The 19,131-nt window shown below is 72.1% G+C and carries 18 protein-coding genes; 14 read left to right on the top strand and 4 right to left on the bottom strand.

The window, feature by feature from the left end:
• Positions 1–426 precede the first annotated feature (426 nt).
• The 8 genes from GRQ65_RS05080 to GRQ65_RS05045 all read left to right on the top strand — a co-directional run bounded on the left by GRQ65_RS05080 (position 427) and on the right by GRQ65_RS05045 (position 8,850).
• A complete protein-coding gene (locus tag GRQ65_RS05080) occupies positions 427–1,389 on the top strand; it encodes an FKBP-type peptidyl-prolyl cis-trans isomerase (RefSeq protein ID WP_160875727.1) in 963 nt (320 codons plus the stop codon).
• 58 nt (positions 1,390–1,447) lie between these two features.
• A complete protein-coding gene (locus GRQ65_RS05075) occupies positions 1,448–2,431 on the top strand; it encodes a helix-turn-helix transcriptional regulator (protein WP_160875725.1) in 984 nt (327 codons plus the stop codon).
• Positions 2,428–3,471 carry a WYL domain-containing protein gene (locus GRQ65_RS23810; protein WP_160875723.1) on the top strand — a complete coding sequence of 348 codons (1,044 nt, stop codon included), beginning with the start codon at positions 2,428–2,430 and terminating at the stop codon, positions 3,469–3,471. The genes GRQ65_RS05075 and GRQ65_RS23810 overlap by 4 nt, the downstream gene beginning before the upstream one ends.
• 48 nt (positions 3,472–3,519) lie before the next feature.
• Positions 3,520–3,837: a Sec-independent protein translocase subunit TatA gene (gene tatA, locus GRQ65_RS23270; RefSeq protein WP_202387362.1), complete on the top strand. Its 318-nt coding sequence runs from the start codon at positions 3,520–3,522 to the stop codon at positions 3,835–3,837.
• A 25-nt stretch (positions 3,838–3,862) separates the two neighbouring features.
• Positions 3,863–4,702 carry a twin-arginine translocase subunit TatC gene (gene tatC, locus GRQ65_RS05060; RefSeq protein WP_237447660.1) on the top strand — a complete coding sequence of 280 codons (840 nt, stop codon included), beginning with the start codon at positions 3,863–3,865 and terminating at the stop codon, positions 4,700–4,702.
• Positions 4,699–5,097, top strand: a complete 399-nt coding sequence (locus GRQ65_RS05055; RefSeq protein ID WP_160875721.1) for a hypothetical protein — start codon at positions 4,699–4,701, stop codon at positions 5,095–5,097. The genes tatC and GRQ65_RS05055 overlap by 4 nt, the downstream gene beginning before the upstream one ends.
• Before the next feature lie 17 nt (positions 5,098–5,114).
• Positions 5,115–5,987: a diacylglycerol kinase gene (locus tag GRQ65_RS05050; protein ID WP_160875719.1), complete on the top strand. Its 873-nt coding sequence runs from the start codon at positions 5,115–5,117 to the stop codon at positions 5,985–5,987.
• 76 nt (positions 5,988–6,063) lie between these two features.
• Positions 6,064–8,850, top strand: a complete 2,787-nt coding sequence (locus GRQ65_RS05045) for a DEAD/DEAH box helicase (protein WP_160875875.1) — start codon at positions 6,064–6,066, stop codon at positions 8,848–8,850.
• 153 nt (positions 8,851–9,003) lie between these two features.
• On the opposite strand, the gene GRQ65_RS05040 is transcribed toward GRQ65_RS05045, so the two are convergent.
• Positions 9,004–9,663: an SDR family oxidoreductase gene (locus tag GRQ65_RS05040; protein WP_160875717.1), complete on the bottom strand. Its 660-nt coding sequence runs from the start codon at positions 9,661–9,663 to the stop codon at positions 9,004–9,006.
• A gap of 48 nt (positions 9,664–9,711) precedes the next feature.
• Positions 9,712–10,620, bottom strand: coding sequence for a 5'-3' exonuclease (locus GRQ65_RS05035; RefSeq protein ID WP_160875873.1), 909 nt, complete (start codon positions 10,618–10,620; stop codon positions 9,712–9,714).
• Between the two features lie 86 nt (positions 10,621–10,706).
• Here GRQ65_RS05035 and GRQ65_RS23805 point away from each other — a divergent pair, with 86 nt between their 5' ends.
• On the top strand, positions 10,707–11,159 hold the full coding sequence (locus GRQ65_RS23805; protein WP_439331842.1) for an Lrp/AsnC family transcriptional regulator: 453 nt from the start codon (positions 10,707–10,709) through the stop codon (positions 11,157–11,159).
• Positions 11,160–11,178: 19 nt separating this feature from the next.
• Here the strand turns inward: GRQ65_RS23805 and GRQ65_RS05025 are convergent, their stop codons facing one another.
• Both GRQ65_RS05025 and GRQ65_RS05020 read right to left on the bottom strand, forming a co-directional pair.
• A complete protein-coding gene (locus tag GRQ65_RS05025) occupies positions 11,179–11,844 on the bottom strand; it encodes a hypothetical protein (RefSeq protein ID WP_160875715.1) in 666 nt (221 codons plus the stop codon).
• Positions 11,845–11,916: 72 nt separating this feature from the next.
• Positions 11,917–13,371 carry a lysine 2,3-aminomutase gene (locus tag GRQ65_RS05020; RefSeq protein WP_160875713.1) on the bottom strand — a complete coding sequence of 485 codons (1,455 nt, stop codon included), beginning with the start codon at positions 13,369–13,371 and terminating at the stop codon, positions 11,917–11,919.
• Positions 13,372–13,460: 89 nt separating this feature from the next.
• Between GRQ65_RS05020 and kdd the strand changes: the two genes are divergently transcribed.
• The 5 genes from kdd to GRQ65_RS04995 all read left to right on the top strand — a co-directional run bounded on the left by kdd (position 13,461) and on the right by GRQ65_RS04995 (position 19,071).
• Positions 13,461–14,474, top strand: a complete 1,014-nt coding sequence (kdd, locus tag GRQ65_RS05015) for an L-erythro-3,5-diaminohexanoate dehydrogenase (protein ID WP_337191498.1) — start codon at positions 13,461–13,463, stop codon at positions 14,472–14,474.
• Positions 14,471–16,033, top strand: coding sequence for a lysine 5,6-aminomutase subunit alpha (gene kamD / locus GRQ65_RS05010; RefSeq protein ID WP_160875710.1), 1,563 nt, complete (start codon positions 14,471–14,473; stop codon positions 16,031–16,033). The genes kdd and kamD overlap by 4 nt, the downstream gene beginning before the upstream one ends.
• Positions 16,030–16,770, top strand: a complete 741-nt coding sequence (gene kamE, locus GRQ65_RS05005; RefSeq protein WP_160875708.1) for a lysine 5,6-aminomutase subunit beta — start codon at positions 16,030–16,032, stop codon at positions 16,768–16,770. The genes kamD and kamE overlap by 4 nt, the downstream gene beginning before the upstream one ends.
• Positions 16,767–17,174, top strand: a complete 408-nt coding sequence (gene kal, locus GRQ65_RS05000; RefSeq protein WP_160875706.1) for a 3-aminobutyryl-CoA ammonia lyase — start codon at positions 16,767–16,769, stop codon at positions 17,172–17,174. Before kamE ends, kal begins: the two co-directional genes overlap by 4 nt.
• 691 nt (positions 17,175–17,865) lie before the next feature.
• Entirely contained in the window at positions 17,866–19,071 is a 1,206-nt protein-coding gene (locus tag GRQ65_RS04995; RefSeq protein WP_160875704.1) for a S8 family peptidase, read from the top strand.
• Positions 19,072–19,131: the final 60 nt, after the last annotated feature.

The following is a 19,131-nucleotide window of genomic DNA, read 5'->3' as shown; positions in this document are numbered from 1 at the left end:
TGCGCCACGAGACGTCGTAGCGCTCGGCGGCTCGGGCGATGTCCCAGCCCTCGTCGATGATCAGGCGGGCCAGCTTGAGCCGCGCCGTCGGAGCCAGCGCAGCGTTGGAATGTATAGCGTGGGGCATGAAGACCTCCTGTTGGTGAAGCGGTTTGGCCTAGACAGCTCCACTTCACAACAGGGGGTCTTCACCTATCTACGGCATCAGATCGTGTCGTCGCACGATCTCGACCAACGTGCCTGGACATCACAGCTAGCGACCGTCTCGAAACCACCGGCGGAGGTCGAGTGGTTTCGAGACAGGACTCCGTCCTTCCTCGACCACCGGGGTACGGCTGCTCGACCACCGGGGTACGACGCTCGCTGGGTGACCACCGGCGTACGTCGATCAGGGACTCCTCAGGCGCCCCGGTTAAGGTGCAGCACGTGCTGCCTCTGCGACGTCTCGCGATCGTGCCTGCCCTCGTGTCCGTCTGCGCGCTCACGCTCACCGCGTGCGGCAGCGACGGCGGCGACACCGAGGCGGTGCCCGGCCAGGGCAAGACCGCCGACCGGCTCGACGCCGTGACCATCTCCGGTGACGTCGGCACCGCGCCGGAGGTGAAGTGGAAGGCGTCGATGGACGCAGGCAAGCTCGAGACCGAGACCATCACCGAGGGCGACGGACCCGACTTCGGCGAGGGTCAGGCCGCGATGGCCCAGCTGTGGATCGGCAACGGCTTCTCGAAGCAGGAGGCGTTCAGCACCTACACCGAGGAGCGCGCGGAGCTGCTCGCGGTCGGTGACTCGCTCCCGGAGTTCCTCGACGGCGTCGAGGGCGCCCCGATCGGCTCGCGGCTCGCGGTGACCGGCTCGGCCGACGAGATCTTCGGTGAGGCCGGCAACGCCCAGCTCGGCATCGGCAACAAGGACAGCGTGCTGATCGTCGTCGACCTGGTCTCGCCGGTCCTCACCGCCCCCGACGGCAAGGCCCAGCCGGCCCCCGACTGGATGCCGAAGCTGAACGAGACCGACGGCAAGCCCGCGTCGTTCTCCTTCGACGGCGTCCCGCAGCCGACCGACGACCTGCGCCGCGTCCAGCTGATCCAGGGCACCGGCGACCGGGTCAAGAAGGGCCAGACCATCGCGGTCAACTACCTCGGTCAGGCCTTCGGCGGCGACGCGCCGTTCGACGAGAACTACAGCACCGGCACCCCGACCGCCTTCGGCATCGGCACCGGTCAGGTCATCAAGGGCTGGGACGAGGCGCTCAAGGGTGTGCCGATCGGCTCGCGTGTGGTCCTCGAGATCCCGCCGTCGCTCGGCTACGGCGAGGCGGGACAGCCCGACTCGGGCATCCCGGCCAACGCGACCCTCGTCTTCGTCATCGACGTGCTCGGCGCGGCCTGACCAGGGCTGACCAGGGCGTGCCCGGGGCTGATCAGACGGCCCTGACATGATGGGCCGCATGGCGGCGGGCAAGAGCGAACGGCTGCTCAACCTGCTGATCATGCTGCTGGTGCAGCGCCACTACGTCTCCAAGGCGAAGATCCGCGAGATCCTCTACCCCGACTCGGGGTTCGAGGCGTTCGAGAAGATGTTCGAGCGCGACAAGGAGGAGCTGCGCAGCCTGGGCGTCCCGATCGAGGTCGGCACGCTCGACCCGCTCTTCGACGACGAGCCCGGCTACCGCATCAGCCCCGACGACTTCGCGCTGCCCGACATCACGCTGACCCCCGACGAGGCCGCCGTGATCGGCGTCGCCACCAAGGTCTGGCAGCACGCGCGCCTCGCCGAGGCCACCACCGAGGCGGTCCGCAAGCTCGCCGCGCAGGGCCACGACCTGGACCTCGGCGCCCTCGACATCGTCGAGCCGCGGCTCAGCGCCGACGAGCCGTCGTTCGACGTCTTCTGGGAGGCCACCCAGGAGCGCCAGGCGGTGGTCTTCGACTACCTGAAGCCCGGCGACGAGGAGCCCACCACACGCCACCTGCAGCCCTGGGGCGTCGCGAGGTACGCCGGGCGGTGGTACGTCGTCGGCCTCGACACCGACCGCCGCGCCGAGCGCATCTTCCGGCTCTCCCGGGTGCAGGGCCGCGCGCGCAAGTCGGGTCGCGGCGGGGCCTACGAGGTCCCGCCCGGCACCGATGTCAGCGAGGTCGCGCGTCGCCTCGCTCCGCAGCCGTCGACGACCCGGGTGGAGCTGCTGGTGCGCCGCGGGGCGGGCCACACGTTGCGGGTCGGCGCCGACCGCGTCGAGGAGGGCGTGCCCGGACCCGACACCGCCACCGCGTGGGACCGGCTGGTGCTGGAGCGGGGCTCGCTCGGCCTCGCCGACGAGGTCCTCGGCTACGGCGCCGACGTGCTGGTCGTCTCGCCGCCCGCGCTGCGCGAACGGGTCGTCGGCCGGCTGCGCGCGGCGCTCGACGACCGCCGGACCGTGACCTCGTGAGCACCGCGGACCGGGGCGGCGCCCCGAGCGCCGGCGCGAAGGAGCAGGTCGCCCGGCTCCTCACCCTCGTGCCCTACCTCCACGCCCACGGCGAGGTCCGCCTCGACGAGGCCGCCACCGCCCTGCGGGTCACGCCCGAGCAGCTGCTGCGCGACCTGAAGGTGCTCTTCATGTGCGGGCTGCCCGGGGGCTACCCCGACGACCTGATCGACGTCGACCTCGACGCCCTCGAGGGCGAGGACGGCGTGCGCAGCGACGGGGTCATCCGCGTCTCCAACGCCGACTACCTCGCCCGCCCGCTGCGGCTGAGCCCCACCGAGGCCTCGGCGATCATCGTGGCGCTCCGCGCGCTGCGCAACGGTGCGCGCGAGGCGACCCGCGAGGTCGTCGACCGGGCGCTGGCCAAGCTCGAGACCGCCGCCGCCGAGGGCGGGGTCACGCCGCTCGTCGACCCGGGCCAGGACGCCGCCGACGCCGACCAGGCGCTGCTCGCCCGTCGCCTGCAGGGTGCGGCCGACGCCGGGCGCCAGGTGCGTCTGGGCTACTACGTCGCCGCGCGCGACGAGCAGTCCGAGCGCGTCGTCGACCCGCGTGGCGTCGTACCCGGCCCCGGGCAGGCGCGCAGCCACCTCTACCTCGACGCCTGGTGCCACTCCGCCGAGGCGCCGCGGCTGTTCCGCCTCGACCGCATCGAGCACGCCGAGGTGCTCGACACGCCGGTCGCCACTGCCCCCGAGCCGCCCCGCGACCTGGCCGACGGCATCTTCGCCCAGGCCAGCGACGTGACCCCGGTGACCCTCGAGCTCGACCCCGCGGCCCGCTGGATCGTCGACTACTACCCGGTCGAGGTCCTCGGCAGTGGTCTCGACGAGGACGTGGCCGCCGACGCACCCCTGCGGGTGGTCATCACGGTCGCCGACGAGCGGTGGCTGACCCGGCTGCTGCTGCGCCTGGCCCCGCACGCCCGGGTGGTCGCGCCCGCGGCGTACGCCGAGACGTTCACCGCCGCCGCACAGGAGACCCTCAGCCTCTACGCATGAGGTGGGAGGTACTGTGGGCGTGCCCGACCCGTCCACGTGAGGATCACCATGTACGCGCTCGCCATCGGGGGCCTCGGCACCCCTGAGCTCCTGATCATCCTGGCTGTCATCATCCTGCTGTTCGGTGCGGCCAAGCTGCCCGAGCTCGCCCGCGGCAGCGGACGCGCGCTGCGCATCTTCAAGGCCGAGACCAAGGGCCTGATGGACGACGACGACGAGAAGCCGGTCGTCGGCTCGGCTGCCACGACGCCGGCCGAGAAGACGCAGGCCCAGCTCGAGCTCGAGACCCGGCAGCGCGACCTCGCTGCTCGCCAGGCCGAGCTCGACGCCGAGGCCGAGAAGCTGCGCCGCGACAACCCGGCCTGACGGCCGGCGCTGAACCGACCGCTCCTTGATCAAGGGATTCGTCCGGCTCCTGTCGGGCAAGCCTCAGCACGCCATCGGCTCCGACGGCCGGATGGCCCTCTCGGACCACCTGCGTGAGCTCCGAGCACGGCTGATCCGGGCGACGCTCGTCGTCGTCCTGGTCTTCTTCGTGATGCTGTACTTCTACAACGACCTCTACCAGCTCGTCCTCGACCCCTACCTGCGGGCGCGGGAGCAGATCGACTCGAGCACCAAGACCGAGCCGGTCATCAACGGTGTGACGGCCGGTCTGACCTTCCAGCTCAAGCTGTGCGGGGTGGCCGCGCTCCTGGCGTCGAGCCCCTACTGGCTCTACCAGATCTGGGGGTTCATCCTCCCGGGCCTGCACGCGAGCGAGCGCAAGTGGTCGCGCATCTTCGCGGCCATCGCCGGTCCGCTGTTCTTCGCGGGCGCGGCCACGGGCTACTACGTGCTCCCCAAGGCGATCGCCGTCCTGATCGGGTTCACGCCCGAGGGCGTCACCAACCTGGTCGAGTTCACGGAGTTCTTCTCCTTCATCAGCCGGATGCTGCTGATCTTCGGCATCGCCTTCGAGATCCCGCTCTTCGTGGTGATGCTCAACCTCGCGGGCGTCGTCTCCGGCAAGGCGCTGGGACGCTACCGGCCGTGGATCATCCTTGCGACGTTCGTCTTCGCCGCGGTCGGCACGCCGTCGACCGACCCGTTCTCGATGCTGTTCCTCGCGGTCCCGATGCTGCTGCTCTTCCTCGTCGCCGAGGTGATCGCCCGGCTGGTCGACCGCGCCCGCGGCAAGGGCGAGGAGAGCACCGAGAACTGGGACGACGACGAGCTCTCCCCGCTGTGACCGGTCCGGTCACGACGACGGAGCTCGACCCGTTCGACCTGCCCGACTGGGTGGGGGAGCGGTCGGTGACCTGGTCCGCCGACGCCGGGCTGGGCGGCCACCTCGTCGAGGGGAGCATCGCGGCCGAGCCCGACCTCGCTCTGGGCTGCGACCTGCTCGCCGTCGACCAGGCCTACCCGGCGCCGGTCGTCGACAGCGCCCTGCGCGCCCGGGCCCACCAGGTCTGGCAGCACGGCGAGGTGCTCCTCGTCAGCCACGACGGTCGCACGGCGGTCGCGACCCCTGGCACGGCGTACGCCGCCGACGACGTGCTGGAGGCGCTGACCCGCCTGGCCCGTGCGGTCGGCGCCGACCCCGCGCGGTGGTCGGTGCGGCTCGCCCTGCGCGCGCGGTGACGCACTAGCCTTCGCTCGTGCCTCGCGAGATCGCCCTGCTCACCAACCCGGCGGCCGGCAAGGGACGCGCGGGCCGAGCCCGCGGACCGGTGCTGGCCCGACTGCGGGAGGCCGGGCTGGTCGTGCGCGACCTGGTGGGCGCCAGCGCCGAGGAGTCGGAGGCGATGGCCGCGCAGGCGGTCGCCGACGGGGTCGACGCGCTCGTGGTGGTCGGCGGCGACGGCATGGTGCACCTGGCCACGCAGGTGCTCGCCGGCAGCTCGACCGCCCTGGGCGTCGTCCCGGCCGGCACCGGCAACGACGTCGCGCGCTACCTCGACCTGCCGCGCACCGACCCGGTGGCCGCGGCCGACCGGGTGATCGCCGGGCGCACCCGCACCATCGACCTGGCCCGCGTCGGTGATCGCCACTTCGTGACCGTGCTCTGCGCCGGCTTCGACGCCCTGGTCAACGAGCGCGCCAACGAGATGAGCTGGCCGCGCGGGCAGATGCGCTACAACATCGCCACCCTCGCCGAGCTCCGCGTCTTCGAGCCGCTGCGCTACACCCTCGACCTCGACGGCACCTCGCTCAGCCTCGAGGCGATGCTCGTCGCCGTCGGCAACGGGCCGTCGTACGGCGGCGGGCTGCGGATGTGCGAGGGCGCCGACCTCACCGACGGCCTGCTCGACGTCGTCGTCATCAAGCCGCTCAGCCGGGCCGGGCTGGTGCGGACCTACCCCAAGCTGTTCCGCGGCACCCACACCACCCACCCGCAGTACGAGCGCCACCGCGTGCGCTCGGTGACGGTGGCCAGTCCCGGCATCACGGCGTACGCCGACGGCGAGCGGTTCGGCGGACTGCCGCTGACCGTGACCGCCGCTCCGGGGGCGCTGACCGTCCTGGCCTAGGCCTCCTCATTAGGCTGGACCGGTGAGCACGGGCGAGGTCGGCGAGCTGTCCCCTGCGGAGCGCTACGCCGCCCACATGCGGACCAAGGGCCACCCCGTCGTCAAGGACTTCGAGGCGCTCTACGACTTCCCGCTGGACGACTTCCAGCTGCGGGCCTGCCGTGAGATCGAGGACGGGCGGGGCGTCCTCGTCGCGGCGCCGACCGGCTCGGGCAAGACCATCGTCGGCGAGTTCGCGATCCACCTGGCGCTCGCGACCGGGCGCAAGTGCTTCTACACGACGCCGATCAAGGCCCTGAGCAACCAGAAGTACCACGACCTCGTCGCCCGCTACGGCCCCGACGACGTCGGACTGCTGACCGGGGACAACGTCGTCAACAGCGAGGCGCCGGTGGTCGTGATGACCACCGAGGTGCTGCGCAACATGCTCTACGCCGGCTCGCGGACGCTGGTCGGTCTCGGGTTCGTCGTGATGGACGAGGTGCACTACCTCGCCGACCGTTCGCGCGGCGCCGTGTGGGAGGAGGTCATCATCCACCTGCCGGAGTCGGTGACCGTGGTCTCGCTGAGCGCGACCGTCTCCAACGCCGAGGAGTTCGGCGAGTGGCTGGCCACCGTGCGCGGCGAGACGACCACCATCGTCGAGGAGCGCCGACCGGTGCCGCTCTTCCAGCACGTCATGGTCGGCAAGCGGCTGCACGACCTGTTCGCCTCCTCCGACGTCGACGCGGCCAGCGGCTTCGTCCGCGAGGGCGCGCCGGTCAACGGCGAGCTGATGCGCGTGGCCCGCGACGACTGGGCCTCCACCCGGCTGATGCGCGACCGCCGCTCGCCGCGCGGGGGCAAGCCCGGCGCGTCCAAGGCGGGACCCAAGGGCGGTCGCAACGTCGGCAACGGCCGCCGGGTCTGGATCCCGTCGCGCCCCGACGTCGTCGACCGGCTCGACCGCGAGGGGCTGCTGCCCGCCATCGTCTTCGTCTTCAGCCGGGTCGGCTGCGACGCGGCGGTGCAGCAGTGCCTCAACGCCGGCGTGCGGCTGACGACGCCGGAGGAGCGCGACACGATCCACGACTACGTCACGGCCGCGTGCCACGACCTGCCCGACGAGGACCGTCACGTCCTCGGCTACCACGACTTCCTCGACGCGCTCACCCGCGGCGTCGCGGCCCACCACGCGGGCATGCTGCCGGCGTTCAAGCACGTCGTCGAGGAGCTCTTCCTGCGCGGGCTGTGCAAGGTCGTCTTCGCCACCGAGACCCTCGCGCTGGGCATCAACATGCCCGCGCGCACCGTGGTGATCGAGAAGCTCACCAAGTGGAACGGCGAGGCGCACGCCGACATCACGCCGGGGGAGTACACCCAGCTCACCGGCCGGGCCGGACGCCGCGGCCTCGACGTCGAGGGGCACGGCGTCGTGCTGTGGCAGCCGGGGATGAACCCCGGCGAGGTCGCCGGGCTCGCCTCCACCCGGACCTACCCGCTCCGCTCGTCCTTCCGGCCTTCGTACAACATGGCCGTCAACCTCGTGCACACCTACGGCCGCGAGACCTCGCGCGAGCTGCTCGAGCAGTCGTTCGCCCAGTTCCAGGCCGACAAGGCGGTGGTCGGGCTCGCCCGCCAGCTGCGCAAGGCCGAGGACGCGCTGCAGGGCTACGCCGAGGCGGCGACGTGCGACCTCGGCGACTTCATGGAGTACGCCGGCATGCGGCGCCAGATCTCCGACCTCGAGAAGGGGGCGAGCAAGGCCAAGCGCGCCGACCGGCGCGACGAGGTCATCGAGTCGCTGCGCCAGCTCAAGCGCGGTGACGTGATCGAGGTGCCGACCGGCAAGTTCGCCGGCTACGCCGTGGTCGTCGACCCCGGGTGGGAGGAGGTCAACCCCCGCCCCTACGTCGTCACGGCCGACCGGCAGGCCCGGCGCCTGGCGCTGATCGACTTCCCGGTGCCGGTCGCCTCGCTCGCACAGGTCCGGATCCCGAAGTCGTTCAACGGGCGCAACCCGCAGATGCGCCGCGACCTCGCCCAGGCCCTGCGCAGCCGCACCCACGACCTGGCCCCGCCGCCGCCCGGCAAGCGGCGTCCGGGTCGCGGCGGCCCCTCCGACTCACCGGTCGACCGCGAGATCGCCGAGCTGCGCGAGCGGCTCAAGGCCCACCCGTGCCACGCCTGCCCCGACCGCGAGGACCACGACCGCTGGGCGCAGCGCTACTTCAAGCTCGAGCGCGACGCCACGGCACTGCGCCGGCGCGTCGAGAACCGCACCAACACCGTGGCCCGCCAGTTCGACCGGGTCTGCGACGTGCTCACGGCCCTCGGGTACCTCGACGGCCGCGGTCGCGACGTCCGGGTGACCGAGCAGGGTCGCCACCTGATGCGTCTCTACTCCGAGCTCGACCTCGTCGCGGCCGAGGCGCTGCGCCAGGGCCTGTGGGACGACCTCACCGTCTCCGAGCTCGCCGCCGTGCTGTCCGTGCTCGTCTTCGAGGCCCGCCGTCCCGACGACGCCGGCCCGCCGCGCCTGCCCGGTGTGAAGGTGCGCGAGGTCGTCGGCCAGATGGTGCGGCTGTGGGCGCAGCTCGACGCGCTCGAGCGCGAGCACCACCTCGACTACCTCCGCCAGCCCGATCAGGGGTTCGCGTGGGCGGCCTACCGCTGGGCCGAGGGCGACGAGCTCGACGAGGTCCTCGAGGTCGTCGACCTCGCCGCCGGTGACTTCGTGCGCTGGATGAAGCAGCTGCTCGACCTGGCCGGCCAGGTCGCCGACGCGGCTGGCGACGGCCCGCTCCGCGACACCGCCCGCCAGGTCGTCAAGGTCCTGCGTCGCGGCGTCGTCGCCTACTCCGGGCTGGGCGACGAGGGCTGAGCTCCACCGCTGGTTGAGGAGGCGCGCTAGCGCCGTCTCGAAACCACTGTCGGTGGTCGGGTGGTTTCGAGACAGGACTTCGTCCTTCCTCAACCACCGGTATCGCTGGTCGAGGAGGCGCGCCAGCGCCGTCTCGGAACCACCCGTCGTCGGTCAGCTCTGAGCGCTGCGGACCGCCTCGGCGACCGGCTGGTCGCCGCCGACGAGGTTCCACTGGGCGCCGACGGTGCCGCGGTCCTCGAGCACCGCGGCGATGACGGCGGCCACGTCGGCGCGGGTGACGTCCCCGCGCTCGACGTCCGGGCCGAGGGCGACCCGGTCGGTGGCGGCGTCGTCGGTGAGCCGACCGGGGCGGATGATCGTCCAGTCGAGGTCGGAGTCGCGCAGGGCGGCGTCGGCGTCGCGCTTGGCCTCGACGTAGGCGCGCCAGACGTCGTCGGTGTCCTCGGGCAGCTCGTCGTCGACGCCGATCGCCGAGACCTGCACGAACCGGCGCACGTCGGCCCCGCGGGCGCCCTCGATCGACTTCAGCGAGCCGCCGAGGTCGACGGTGCGCTTGCGCTCGATGTTGCCGTCGGCGCCACCACCGGCGGCGAACACGACGGCGTCGCAGCCCGCGAACGCCGCCGAGAACTCGTCGGCACCGTCCTGCTCGATGTCGAGCAGGCGCACCTCCGCACCCTTGCCCTCGAGCTCGGCGCGCTGCTCCGGCTTGCGGACGAGGGCGACGGGCGTGTGCCCGCCCTCGCTCAGTGCGGTGATGAGGTGCTGGGCCACCTTGCCGTGGCCCCCGACGATCGCGATGCGGGACATGTCGAACCGGTACCCCGCATCCGTCGAGCGCCGGGGTGAGTCACCTCATCACGCCTTCGCCATCAGCGCCTCGACCAGGCGCGCGGCGGGCGACTCGAGGTTCCACCGGGCGGCGAGCTCGGCGACCTTCTCGGGGTCGGCCGGGGTCACCGGTCGCTGCATCGCGCCGCGGTCGAGATCGAGGTCGCGAGCGACGGCGACGACCTTCGGCGCGACGGCGAGGTAGTCGGCGGCCGCCTTGATCTTGCCGCGCGGGCCGGGACCGAGGTCGGTGACCGGGTTCTGAGCGGCCGCCACGATCCCCGCCAAGTCGCCGTAGGTGCCGAGCAGACTGGCCGCCGTCTTCTCGCCGACCCCGGCCACCCCGGGCAGGCCGTCGGAGGCGTCGCCGCGCAGCGTCGCGAAGTCGGCGTACTGCCGGGCGTCGACGCCGTACTTCGCGCGCACCCAGGCGTTGTCCACCCGCTCGTGCTTGCCGACGCCGCGGGCGATGTAGAGCACGCGCACCTCGGCCTCGTCGTCGACCAGCTGGAACAGGTCGCGGTCGCCGGTCACCACGTCGACGGGGCAGCCGGCCCCGGTGGCCAGCGTGCCGATGACGTCGTCGGCCTCGTAGCCGGGCGCCCCGATCCGGCACAGCCCGAACGCCTCGAGCACCTCGACGATGATCGGCACCTGCACCTCGAGCGGGTCGGGCACCTCTTCGACGTCCGGGCCGGTCTCGACCTCCTGCACCACCCGGTGCGCCTTGTACGACGGCAGCAGGTCGACGCGCCACTGCGGGCGCCAGTCGTCGTCCCAGCAGCAGACCAGGTGGGTGGGGTCGTACTCGTTCACCAGGCGGGCGATGAAGTCGAGGAAGCCGCGCACGGCGTTGACGGGGGTGCCGTCGTCGGCCTTGATCTCGGGCACGCCGAAGAACGCGCGGAAGTACATCGAGGCGGAGTCGAGCAGCATCAGGCGGTCACCGGAGCGGGTCACGCGAGCATCCTGTCAGGCGGCACCCCCAGCCGCAGGGCCCCGAGCGCGGCTAGGGTGCGGAGGTGACGACCGCCCCGATCGAGGCCATCGACCGCCACATCCTGCAGCTGCTCGCCACGGACGGGCGGATGTCCTTCACCGACCTCGGCAAGGCCACCGGGCTGTCCACGTCGGCGGTGCACCAGCGGGTCAAGCGGCTCGAGCAGCGCGGCCTCATCCTCGGCTACGGCGCCCAGGTCAACCACGACGAGCTCGGCCTGCCGATCACGGCGTTCATCTCGATCCGCCCGATCGACCCCAGCCAGCCCGACGACGCCCCCGGCAAGCTGGAGTCGATCCCCGAGATCGAGTCGTGCTGGTCGGTGGCCGGCGACGAGAGCTACGTCCTCAAGGTCCGCCTCGCCCGTCCCAGCGACCTGGAGTCGCTGCTCGCGCGCATCCGCGCCGCCGCCAACGTCTCGACGCGCACCACCATCGTGCTGTCGACCTACTACGAGAACCGCCCTGTCACCTGACCTCGGAGGAGGTCGGGCGTCAGCCCGCGGTGTAGGCCCAGGTGTAGCGCACGACCGCGGCGCCCGCACCCTGGGTGAGGCCGGCCAGGTAGAAGCCGCTGGAGTCGGCACCGTCTGCGCCGGTGCCGGAGCCCGCATAGAGCTCACCGCTCGTTGGCTCCATGTTGGACGTCGCGCCGACGTAGACGCACAGGACGCCGGCCGCGGCGGTCGGAGCGGCGAAGGTGCCTGGACAGCGGGCCGCGTCGACGAGGCTCTGGGCCGCGAAGGTGCTCGCGCCGAACAGGACCGACCTGCTCGCACTGCTGTCGGACAGCGGCCGCGTCGTGGTGACCGGGAGCGGGCTGTAGGAGCGGAGGTAGGTCCCGCCGCTCACGTCGACCGAGAGCAGGCCGCCACCCGTGACCACGGTGCCGGCCGGTGGCGGAGCGAACGCCGAGGCACCTGCCGGGCCCGTCTGCCCGGCCGGGCCGGTGGGGCCGGTGTTCCCCCTCAACTGCGTGACTGCGGCGGCGGAGAGGTCGGCGGCCTGGAGCGAGCCGTCCTTGATGTCCTTGCCGGTGACCGACCCGTTCTTGATGTCCTTGCCGGTGATCGTCCGGGCGGCGTCCGCCACGACCGGGTCGGTCACCAGGAGGAAGGCGGCGACGAGCACCGCGAGGGCCGTGAGGATCCGGGAGCGCATGCGCCCCATGCTCGACGGGCCCGGCGCGGCGCGACATGACCCTTATGGGCCATGGCGCGCCGCAGGATCGGCTCAATACGCCTGCAGGGCCGCCGTACGCCGTGAGGCCTCGGCCATCTCGGCGGCCGCGAGGGCGGTCTCGTCGAGGGAGGCGTTCTCGGCCCACCACGCCTGTCCCTCGGCGGGCAGGGTGTGGATAGGGTCGTAGTAGGAGTAGGTGCGGGTCAGCGCCTCGGGGTCACTCGCCTCGATCGAGGTGCGGTAGTTCTTGGTCCAGTGCGAGATGCCGCGCACCTCGTCGTACGACGCGAGCTGGTGCACCCAGCGCTTGCCGACGAACGGCACGTCGCACACGATGCGCGGGGTCGCGAAGCCGGGGAGGTAGCCCATGATGTGGTGCTGCAGCCGCTGGGCGTCGGCGACCGAGACCCGCCAGTGCTCCGAGAACGGGATCATGTCGCACATGTAGAAGTAGTAGGGCATGATCCGGGCGCCGTCGAGCAGTCGGAAGCACAGGTCGAGCAGGGCGTGCGGGTCGGCGTTGACGCCGTTGAGCAGGACCCCCTGGTTGCGCACGTCGCGCAGCCCGGCGTCGAGCATCGCGCCGGCGGCCTCGGCCACGATCGGCGTGATGGAGTTCGCGTGGTTGGCGTGGGTGTGCATCGCGATCGAGACGCCCCGGGCGCGGGCGAGGGTCGCGACGCGCTCGACGCCCTCGCGCACCTCGGGCTGCAGCCAGTGCTGCGGCAGGCCGACCAGCGCCTTGGTCGCGAGCCGGATGTCGCGGACGTTGTCGATCTCGAGCACCGAGGTCAGGAACGCCTCGAGACGCGGCCACGGCATGTTGGCGACGTCGCCGCCCGAGACCACCACGTCGCGCACCGACGGCGTACGACGCAGGTAGTCGAGCATGTCGCCGATGCGGTCGTTCGGCTTCGCGACGAACTTGAGCTTGTCGATGACCGGCGTGGAGTTGCCGACGAGGTCCATGCGGGTGCAGTGGCCGCAGTACTGGGGGCACGTCGGCAGCAGCTCGGCGAGGACCTTGGTGGGGTAGCGGTGGGTCAGCCCCTCGGTCGCCCACATGTCGTGCTCGTGCAGCGAGTCGCGGGTGGCGTGCGGGTGCGAGGACCAGTCGGTGCGGCGGTCGCTGAAGACCGGGATCATGTAGTGGCGCACCGGGTCGGCGTAGAACGCCTCGGTCAGCGAGCCCGGACCAGCCGGCAGATCGTGCGGGACCATCGTGTTCATCATCTGCGGCGGCACGAGCATCGACATCGTGGCCCGCTCGGCCTGGTCGCGCTCGAGGTCGGCGTAGAACCGCTCGTCCACGAGGTCGCCGAGCAGCTCGCGCAGCTGCTTGACGTTCTTGATGCAGTGCGCCCGCTGCCACTGGACCGAGGCCCAGTCGGCGGCGGTGACGTCGCGCCAGCCCGGGAAGCGGGTCCAGTCCGGCTCGACCAGCTCGACGCGCTGGTACGGGTAGGGCTGGCCGGTCTCGAGTCCGATGGACGTTTCGATGGTCACTGTGCCACTGTAGGTGCACGATCTGCGGCCCGCGCAAGTCTTGACCGCAAATCCTTCTGTGTCGCACCAAGATGAGAGTGAGAACGTACGTGGGACCGAGCGATCCGACCGGGCTGCACCGCGTGCTCGACGAGCGCGTCGTGCTGCCGCAGGCCGCCGAGCGGCTCGACACGCGCCGCGAGCTGTGGCCCGACGAGGTGCGCATCCGCGTCGAGCGTCTCAACCTCGACGCCGCGTCCTTCCGCCAGCTCGAGCGCACCCACGACGGACCCGACGGGGTGCGCCGCGCCGTGCTCGACATCGTCGCGGCCCGCGGCAAGATGCAGAACCCCGAGACCGGCTCCGGCGGGATGCTCGTCGGCACGGTCGAGGAGGTCGGCCCCGACTCGCCGCTCGGCCTCGAGGTCGGCGACCGCGTCGCCACCCTCGTCTCCCTGACGCTGACGCCGCTCGTGATCGAGGACGGCCTCGCCGGCTGGGACGGCCGCTCCGAGCAGGTCCCGTGCGACGGCTACGCCGTGCTCTTCGGTCGCTCGATCGCCGCCCGGATCCCCGACGACCTGCGCGCCGACCTCTCGCTGGCGGTCATGGACGTCTGCGGCGCCCCGGCGCTCACCCGCCGCGTCGTGGAGTCGTACGACGCCCCGCGGGTCGTCGTCATCGGCGGCGCCGGCAAGTCGGGCTCGCTCTCGCTGGCCGCCGCGCGCGACGCGGGGGCCACGACGGTCGGCGTCGTGCCGACCGAGGCCGAGGCGGCCCTGCTGCGGGAGGCCGACCTCGCCGACGAGGTCGTCGTCTCCGACGCCCGCGACCCGATCGCCCTGCGCGACGCGGTCGGCAAGGCCGCCGACGTCACCGTCGTCTGCGTCGACGTGCCCGGCTGCGAGGGCGGCGCGATCCTGTCCACCGCGCCGGGCGGCACGGTGGTCTTCTTCTCGATGGCGACGTCGTTCTCCGCGGCGGCCCTCGGGGCCGAGGGCCTGGCTGCCGACGTCACGATGCTGGTCGGCAACGGCTACGTGCCCGGCCACGCGGCGTACGCCCTGAGCCTGCTGCGCGCCCACCAGGGCGTGCGGGACCTCTTCCTCCGGCGACTCGCGTGAGCCGGGGCAAGCTCGACCTCGACCCGGTCACCGTCCGCAAGGCCCGAGCGCTGGCGCGGAAGGCCGGGCGGCCGATCGTCGAGATGGCCCAGCAGCACACCACGGTGAGCGTCGAGCGCGCCACGCTGCGGATGGCGGGGCTCGAGGGCGCCGACGGCGACGGCATCCCGTGGGCCAACCGGCTCCTCGACGTCGTCCGGGCCGACGTCGGCCTCGAGCACGGGGTCGCGCTGCCGGTGTGGGACGCGCTCGTGCGCGGCGAGGCCGAGGACCTGCCGACCCTGGCACAGAAGGCCGGGGCGGGCTCGGTGACGTTCCGCGTGCCCGAGGGCCGCGACGCGATCCGCGCCGAGAAGGCCGCGCGCCGCCAGGTCGCCGCCGGACTGAGGCGGATCGACCGCCGTCGCACCGAGCGCGACCGGCTCATCCGCAGGCACGGCGACGCGCCCCGCAAGCCCTGGATCTACCTCATCGTCGCGACGGGCGACATCATGGAGGACGTCCCCCAGGCCCAGCAGGCCGCGCGCGAGGGGGCCGACGTCATCGCGGTGATCCGCTCGACGGGGCAGAGCCTGCTCGACTACGTCCCCGAGGGCGCGACCCGCGAGGGGTTCGCCGGCACCTACGCCACCCAGGAGAACTTCCGCATCATGCGGGCGGCGCTCGACGAGTCGAGCAAGGAGCTCGGTCGCTACGTGCGTCTCACCAACTACGCCAGCGGGCTGTGCATGCCCGAGATCGCCGTGCTCGCCGGGCTCGAGCGGCTCGACATGATGCTCAACGACTCGATGTACGGGATCCTCTTCCGCGACATCAACCCGGTCCGCACCTTCGTCGACCAGCGCTTCAGCCGCCAGGTCCACGCGCGCGCCGGCATCATCATCAACACCGGCGAGGACAACTACCTCACGACCGCCGACGCCGTCGAGGCCGCGCACACGGTGACGACCAGCCAGCTCCTCAACGAGTACTTCGCCAAGGAGGCCGGGCTCGAGGACTGGCAGCTCGGTCTGGGCCACGCCTTCGAGATCGACCCCGACGTGCCCGACAGCCTGCGCCTGGAGCTGGCCCACGCGCTGCTGGCGCGCGAGCTGTTCCCCGATGCCCCGCTGAAGTGGATGCCGCCCACCCGCCACATGACCGGCGACGTCTTCCGGGGCAACCTGCTCGACGGCTTCTTCAACCTCGTCGGTGCGCTGACCGGCCAGGGCATCCTCCTGGTCGGCATGATGACCGAAGCCGTGGTCACCCCGTGGCTCTCCGACCGCGACATCGCCCTGCAGAACGTCCGCTACGTCCTCAACGCCAGCGGCGCGCTGCACGAGGACTTCCGCCCGGCCCCCGACGGCTTCGTCGCCCAGCGGGCGAAGCAGGTCCTGGGCGAGTCGGTCGACCTGCTGGAGCGCATCGTCGACGACGGCCTGCTCGACGCCATCGCCGACGGCACCTTCGGACTGATGAAGCGCCCGGCCGACGCCGGACGCGGTCTCGACGGCGTCGCCCGCAAGTCCGAGCTCTACGTCAACCCCGCCGTCGACCTCCTGGAGGAGCAGTCGTGAGCATCGTGCGCCCCTACGGCGACACCACCGGCGACGGGATGGTGCAGCTGTCGTTCACCCTGCCCGTCGCGCACAGCAAGGTCGCCGAGGGCGCCGCCGTGCAGCTGGCGAACAAGATGGGCATGGATCCCGCGCTGGTGGTGCACAGCAAGCCGATGGGCCCGGACTTCACGTTCTTCGTCGTCTACGGCCGGGTCAACCACCTCGTCGACACCAGCCTGGTCGAGGTCGTCGAGCGCGACTACCCGCTGCTGACGCCCAAGGAGGTCAACGGCGCGGTCAAGAGCTCGCTGCGGCGCCGCCTGGTCGTGGTGGGTGCCTGCATCGGCACCGACGCCCACACCGTGGGCATCGACGCGATCATGAACATCAAGGGGTTCGCGGGGGAGAAGGGGCTCGAGTACTACCGCGAGCTCAAGGTCGTCAACCTCGGCGCCCAGGTCTCCGTGCCGCAGCTGGTCGAGCGCGCCCGCGAGGAGAAGGCCGACGCGGTGCTCGTCTCCCAGGTCGTCACGCAGCGCGACGCGCACCTGCTCAACACCCGCGAGATGTCGGCGGCCTTCCGCGAGGCCTACCCGGCCGACCGGCGGCCGCTGCTCGTCGTCGGCGGGCCGCGCTTCGACGAGACGATGGCCGACGAGCTCGGCGTCGACCGGGTCTTCACCCGCGGCACCACCCCGGGCGAGGTCGCGTCGTTCCTGGTGCACCGCCTCGTCGCCCCGGAGGTCGCGGCGTGAGCGGCCGCTCGGTCCCCGAGGCCGGTGCGGTCGTCACCCACCGCCGCTACGTGCCCTACTCCGACGCCCACTACGCCGGCAACCTGGTCGACGGCGCCTACTCGATGAAGCTCTTCGGCGACGTCGCCACCGAGATGTGCATCGTCACCGACGGCGACGAGGGATTGTTCGCCTCCTACGCCGACGTGCAGTTCCGCGAGCCCGTGCGCGCCGGCGACGTCCTCGAGGTCGTGTGCACGCTGGCCCGGGTCGGCACCCGCTCGCGCACGCTCGAGCTGGAGGTCCGGGTGGTGGCCAGGGGCTGCCCCACCGCCGAGCGGCCGGGGGGCGCCGAGGTGCTCGCCGAGCCGCTGGTCGCGACGACCGCGACCGGCACCGTGGTCGTCCCGCCGCGAGCCGAGTGACCCATTACCCCGTTCGCGTTGCGCATCACGCACGACACGCCGAGAACCGGGGAAATTGTCAGGAAATCTCGGTGAACGACGCGCCGCGCTGACCTGCGGGTTCGCGCGTCCTCGCAGGTCAGAGGCGTGTTGACGCGAGGTGTCCGGACGCGGTTGTCTTCGGTGTCCGCTCGTGCAGATCGCGGGTGAGGACCGGTCCACGGGTGGCCGCGACGCGGGTGAGGTGCCATCGCCCGACGTCTCGGTGACAGGGGCCGGCCACTCTCCGCGAGAGCAGGGCACGGAGGGGCCCGCACCCCCTAGACAACAGCCCGAACCCGGCAGCCAGTCGCGACCAGGGCAGGACCGAAGGCGCGCGGGACCCCTCCGCCCTCTGCCCTCCCACCTGACCAGCTCGGTGGTTGAGGAAGGACGAAGTCCTGTCTCGAAACCACGGCCCTGCCGAGGGTGGTTTCGAGACGGTTGCTGCGCAACCTCCTCAACCAGCGAAGGTGAACTGTCAGGGGCGTTCTGACCCCAGGTCACGATGAGGTCACGACCCACCTCGTGAGCCTTGCCGCGGCTCGTCCCGGTGGGGTTCTGTTCCGACAGTGCCGTCGGACGCCCGGCGGCACTCGCTGTCCATCTCGGGACGGTGTCCACCGTGGCCCGGGGCCTCGCCCAGGGCCGGACAGAAAGGCTGTGCCACCGCATGCGCAGAAACAGCTCCAGGGGCCTGATCTCACTGGCCGCACTGAGCCTCACCGGGTCGGCCCTGGCAGTCGCCGTGGGCTCGACCAGTGCGACCGCCGCCCCCACCCGCGACGAGGGCCCGCAGCCCGCGCCGCTCGTCCAGGCCGAGGGCACCGCGGTGCCCGGGCAGTACGTCGTGTTCCTCGACGAGTCGGCTCCCAAGTCGGCCGTCAAGGAGTCGGTGCAGTCGACCAAGGCCGCCGGCGGCGAGATCGAGGCCCGCTTCGGCAACCTCCGCGGCTACGCCGCCGACCTGTCGGCCGCCGAGCTCGACGCGGTGCGCCAGGACCCGTCGGTGGCGTTCGTCGCCGAGGACGCCGTCATCACCACCTCGGCGACCCAGAGCGGCGCGACGTTCGGCATCGACCGCATCGACCAGCGCTCGCTGCCGCTGAGCCGCACCTACACCTACACCGCGACCGGTGCGGGGGTGCGCGCCTACATCATCGACACCGGCATCAACTCCTCCCACAGCGAGTTCAGCGGCCGTCTCGGCAGCGGCTACACCGCCATCAACGACGGCCGGGGCACCAACGACTGCAACGGTCACGGCACCCACGTCGCCGGCACCGTCGGCGGCACCACGTACGGCGTCGCCAAGCAGGTCACGCTGATCCCGGTGCGTGTGCTCGACTGCGAGGGCAGCGGCACCAGCAGCGGGGTCATCGCCGGCATGAACTGGGTCGCGGGCCAAGGTGGCGGCGCCGTCGCCAACATGAGCCTGGGCGGTCCGGCCGACTCCAGCACCGACGCCGCCGTCCAACGGATGACCTCGGCGGGCATCACCACCGTCGTGGCCGCCGGCAACGAGAACCAGAACGCCTGCAACGTCTCGCCCGCCCGCGCCTCCTCGGCGATCACCGTCGGCGCCACCACGAGCAGCGACGCCCGCGCGTCGTTCTCCAACTACGGCTCGTGCGTCGACATCTTCGCGCCCGGCCAGGGCATCACCTCGGCCTGGATCGGCAGCAGCAGCGCCACCAACACGATCTCGGGCACCTCGATGGCCTCGCCGCACGTGGCGGGCGTCGCCGCGCAGTACCTCCAGCGCAACCCGGGCGCGAGCCCCACGACGGTGACCAACGCGCTGGTTGCCAACAGCACCACCAACGTCGTCTCGGGCGTCAACGGCTCCCCGAACCGACTCCTGTTCACCAACTACTGAGCGGCACTGAGCACCACCGCTCCCGGCCCGGCCGGCTCACCGCGACCCGCGGTGGGCCGG

The organism is Nocardioides flavescens (assembly GCF_009823805.1).
Lineage (GTDB): Bacteria > Actinomycetota > Actinomycetes > Propionibacteriales > Nocardioidaceae > Nocardioides > Nocardioides flavescens.
This window is presented reverse-complemented; position numbering and strand designations above follow the sequence as displayed.

Coding starts and splice junctions, on each gene's coding strand:
- GRQ65_RS05075 (WP_160875725.1), top strand. CDS start 1,448: ATGGCGGCGGGCAAGAGCGAACGGCTGCTCAACCTGCTGATCATGCTG.
- GRQ65_RS05045 (WP_160875875.1), top strand. CDS start 6,064: ATGCGGACCAAGGGCCACCCCGTCGTCAAGGACTTCGAGGCGCTCTAC.
- tatA (WP_202387362.1), top strand. CDS start 3,520: ATGTACGCGCTCGCCATCGGGGGCCTCGGCACCCCTGAGCTCCTGATC.
- GRQ65_RS04995 (WP_160875704.1), top strand. CDS start 17,866: ATGCGCAGAAACAGCTCCAGGGGCCTGATCTCACTGGCCGCACTGAGC.
- GRQ65_RS05035 (WP_160875873.1), bottom strand. CDS start 10,620: ATGCTGCTCGACTCCGCCTCGATGTACTTCCGCGCGTTCTTCGGCGTG.
- GRQ65_RS05025 (WP_160875715.1), bottom strand. CDS start 11,844: ATGCGCTCCCGGATCCTCACGGCCCTCGCGGTGCTCGTCGCCGCCTTC.
- GRQ65_RS05040 (WP_160875717.1), bottom strand. CDS start 9,663: ATGTCCCGCATCGCGATCGTCGGGGGCCACGGCAAGGTGGCCCAGCAC.